This is a genomic window from Microcystis sp. M109S1, assembly GCF_020247025.1.
GTDB lineage: Bacteria > Cyanobacteriota > Cyanobacteriia > Cyanobacteriales > Microcystaceae > Microcystis.
The window spans coordinates 1-3,801 of the sequence record NZ_JADBRW010000353.1 but is presented as its reverse complement, the minus strand read 5'-3'; the positions used below and the strand labels follow the sequence as shown (position 1 = coordinate 3,801).

The window sequence follows — 3,801 nt, the reverse complement described above, 5'->3', positions numbered from 1 at the left end:
GTGTCAGTCTGTAGAGCGACCATAAGACCAGAACAGAGTAAATCTGTTAAGGCAGGTGCGGAACCCCGCAAGGGAAAGAAGCAGAAACCCAAATCGTGAGGTTTGGGAATCACCGTCCGTTTACGGCGGTGAGGATGTCAAGGTTCTTAATATACTAGATGACAGTAGAGTCGCCCTAGAGGGTTATTGTAACCCCCCAGATCGCGCTTTTGACTTGCTTGATTACTAATTTACTATGTGTCTCCGCCGCTAGGAGTGTGATATGAATCGTCCTGGGAATCGGTTTACCGAATCACCGAAAACCCCCCCGACTCCTGAATTTCCACTTCAGGAAGTCCCCCTTGAATCCCCCCATACCGAGGCTGATTTAGCCGTAGAGTCAGCCACCCCCGCAGAGGTCAAACGTCAACAACCGATCCCCCCTCCCAGTCATCTGCGGCAGTATCGGGCGATCGGTCTCGTCTATGGCCATTATCAGCGATCGGAGGAACAATTAACTAAAGGCAATATTTTAACTGCCGATGGTACTCTGATCGATTCTGTGATTCTCGGTCGAGTGATCAGTTTGGTCAAAAATCATCTCGATCTGGAAAAACCGCATCTTTGGGTGGTTTATCCGCGCACCCGTCAGGAAAATGATGCCCTTCATGTTCAGATTGTCGGTGTTTGGGAACCAGAAACCCTGAAAAAGGAGGATGATCAGGAGATAGAGCCTCTCCTCGCTTCTACCCCGGGTTATTTCTCGATTCGAGGCGAAGTCATCTTTACCGAACGGGAAAATCAAGCGGTAGTGGTCAAAATCCGACAAATGCCCAAAACTGAAGCGGACAAACCCAAGTTTTTTAAACTAAAATTGCGCGGTACTTTATCTGGTAAACCGATCAGTCGTTTTTGGGATTTTCAGGTACAACTTAAAGGAGATGCCTTAACCATTTTGGAAGGTTTAGACCTCGGTTTTGCCAGCAAGAAAAAACCGATGGGTAAGGGAGGTTTTAAAAAGCCTTTTGATAAAAATCGTCATCTTTCGGGGGAAGGAGAAAAACGACCTTTTACCCCCGGACAATCCCCTATCCCTCGGCCTTCCCGACCAAAACCCGTATCGGAAAACTAATTTTTTTCTAAGGATGGGTGAGAAACCCATCCCTAGTCTAGGATTTGGTTTTGGGAGCTATTTGATACTTAGTATTGGGAATATAAGCGCGAATGTTATAACTATAATCTGTTCCCAAAATCTCGGCGATAAAAACCGCTAACTGAGTGCCTAAAATCGCTTCATCGGCAGAACTAAAAGATTTATAATCTTCTATTAACCATTCTTGACCACCATTAACTAAAGTACATCTAAATGTGCCAAGAGATTCGGCGATTTCTGTATGTTCTGTATAGTTTCTCGTTCTTACTTCCCCCCTACTATCTGCTCTCAAACATAATTGATTAAGTTCTGAATAAAATTTGGCAGGAATTTTGTCTAAATCACCCCCTTTAGTCACCCAATGCACAAAAAGATGAAAAGACCAAGGAAGATTGAGGTAGAGTAGATAAAATAAACCCAGAATAATTGTTAAATATAAGGAGGAAGTCAGGAATTTATCATATTTCCTTTTTCGGGATCGATTTAAACGTTTAGCTAAATCTAGCTTTGATCTTTTCATAAATTTTAATGAGTCAAAAGTAATTCGTAAAAAGTAAGATGTATAAAAAAATCTGGCGTTTTGCTCCGATTATCCTGTCTTTGAGTTTATTTATTCTAGCGGTCTGGGCAATTAGTCAAGAATTTAAACACTACACTTTTGCTCAACTGTTGGCTAGTTTGGATCATCTTACCACAAGTCGTAAGCTAGAAGCTATTTTTTGGATGGCTTTGGGTTATTTGTCGATGACGGGTTATGATCGCCTAGGTTTTTATTATATCAATCATCCCTTAGCTTTAGGCACTATTATCCGCGCTGCTTTTATCAGTTATGCTCTTGGTAATACCATTGGTTTGACCTTATTTTCTGGGACAGCAATTCGTTATCGTTTCTATACTCCTGCGGGGGTGGGGGTGGTGGATATTGCCAAAGTTATTACTTTTACCCATTTAAGCTTTTGGTTAGGAATGTTAGGGATTGGTGGTTTAAGTTTCCTCCTCGATCCCCAACGGATTCCTCAACTTTTAAAATTACCTTTTTTAACTACTAAACCTTTAGGAATAATTTTTTTATTGCTGGTTACGGGATATTTTTTCTTGACTCTCACCTATAAAAAACCAATAAGAATCGGCCAAGAAAACATCTATTTACCCTCTTGGACTCTTTCCCTGGCTTTGATTTTGTTGACTTTTATTGATTGGATATTAGCCGCTAGAGTTCTCTATCTTCTTCTCCCGGGCAGCTACAATACTTCGTTTTTAGGATTTTTCGGTCTCTATGTATTTGCCATGACGGCAGGGGTATTAAGCAATGTGCCGGGGGGAATAGGTGTTTTTGAGTTTATCATGCTGAGATTACGGCCAGAATATGTATCTAATGCCGAGCTTTTAGGTTCTTTAATCGCCTATCGAGCTATTTATTATTTCCTGCCTTTAATTGTCGCTTTTGTCTGGTTGTTGGGTTACGAGGCGCGCAGAAAATAAGGTCTTCAAATTAGCTTAAACGGACAAAAAAGGTCCCCATGCCGTCATAGCTGGGGAGCATCAATCTAGTAGGCTAAAGTTTCTAAAGTTTCCCGTAGATAGGAACAAATGCGAGCATCAGCATCGTCTCTATTTTTACCTGATTCTAGTTGTTCTTGCTGCCAACGCCGAAAACCGGAACTAGCGGCGATGGCTTGTTTTAAATGCTCCCAAGTGTGATGATCTTTGTGAAGTGGGGTGTCAGAAAATGTGATAGAGTCGCCCATCTTTACCTCTGGTGGTAGGGTTGCACTTTTTAACATAACTTAAAAATCGCTGAAAATTCTGATAACTGGGACACAATTAGGGTATGCTGAAAAAGTTTTTCCTGGAGGCAGGGTGTGGGGTGTGGGGTGTGGGGTTTTAGCGATTTTGAGGGTGTCAATTACCTAATTTTCAGGGAAAAAGTCCCGGAATTTTCCCCCCGATCACTCCTATGTCAGGCACTTTTTGAGGTCAAAAAAGTCCAAAAGTGTTATCCGACAAGGTTTTAGATTTATTCAGCAGACCCCAATTAGGCAGAAAAAGGTGTTGCCTAGCGGGAAAGCTGCGGGGATGCCAACACCTTTTTTGAGGAAATATAGCAGATTTTTAGGAGATTTGGCTGGTTTCTGCCGCTTCTTCCGCCTCCACTGCGGCATTTAAAGCTGCGGGGGGAATGGGGATAGGAAATACCGACGGCAGGTTAGCGGCGGCATCTTCGGGAGGCTGTCCGGAGTGAAAACGACGGTAGCTTAAAACACCGGCTACGGTGATTGCTCCTGTAGCGGTGGCAACCCCTAAAATAAGTTTGTTAGGATCGACATGGAAGCTGTTATTGCTGCCAAAAATGCCTTTAGCTTTAGCGAAAGGACAAGCGGAGGCACTGCCAGCATCAAGAGTACCTAAAACAATACCACTGACGAGGGTGGCACTAACGGCGATGGAGGTGAAAAAAGTTTTCTTCATAATTGCCTTGGAGATAGGTTGTCAATAGCGATTATACTTGCATTATAGATATTTGACAATCTCCGCCCTAAAAGTGCGGAGATTCTTGGGCTGAATCCTGCCTCTACTAGCAAAGCTAATTTTGGTCTTACAGCTTCATGTCTAGTCCGACTACACCTACAAGGCAAGCACTCTTAGGGACTACTCCCCAAGCGTAAATT

At 42.9% G+C, this 3,801-nt stretch carries 5 protein-coding genes; 2 read left to right on the top strand and 3 right to left on the bottom strand.

The features are described from left to right. Window positions 1-262 precede the first annotated feature (262 nt). The gene (gene patR / locus IM322_RS17645; RefSeq protein ID WP_287676165.1) at window positions 263-1,111 is read left to right on the top strand and encodes a heterocyst master regulator PatR; all 849 of its coding nucleotides are present in this window, start codon (window positions 263-265) and stop codon (window positions 1,109-1,111) included. Between the two features lie 37 nt (window positions 1,112-1,148). On the opposite strand, the gene IM322_RS17640 is transcribed toward patR, so the two are convergent. Then, window positions 1,149-1,652 (bottom strand): hypothetical protein, encoded by a 504-nt coding sequence (locus tag IM322_RS17640; RefSeq protein ID WP_287676164.1) that lies wholly within the window; start codon window positions 1,650-1,652, stop codon window positions 1,149-1,151. Window positions 1,653-1,690: 38 nt separating this feature from the next. Here IM322_RS17640 and IM322_RS17635 point away from each other — a divergent pair, with 38 nt between their 5' ends. Next, window positions 1,691-2,614 (top strand): lysylphosphatidylglycerol synthase domain-containing protein, encoded by a 924-nt coding sequence (locus IM322_RS17635; RefSeq protein WP_287076230.1) that lies wholly within the window; start codon window positions 1,691-1,693, stop codon window positions 2,612-2,614. A gap of 65 nt (window positions 2,615-2,679) precedes the next feature. Here IM322_RS17635 and IM322_RS17630 read toward each other — a convergent pair whose 3' ends face one another. Then, complete coding sequence (locus tag IM322_RS17630; RefSeq protein WP_287676163.1) at window positions 2,680-2,916, bottom strand: hypothetical protein; 237 nt, start codon at window positions 2,914-2,916, stop codon at window positions 2,680-2,682. Window positions 2,917-3,244: 328 nt separating this feature from the next. Further along, window positions 3,245-3,601, bottom strand: a complete 357-nt coding sequence (locus tag IM322_RS17625; RefSeq protein WP_287676161.1) for a hypothetical protein — start codon at window positions 3,599-3,601, stop codon at window positions 3,245-3,247. Window positions 3,602-3,801: the final 200 nt, after the last annotated feature.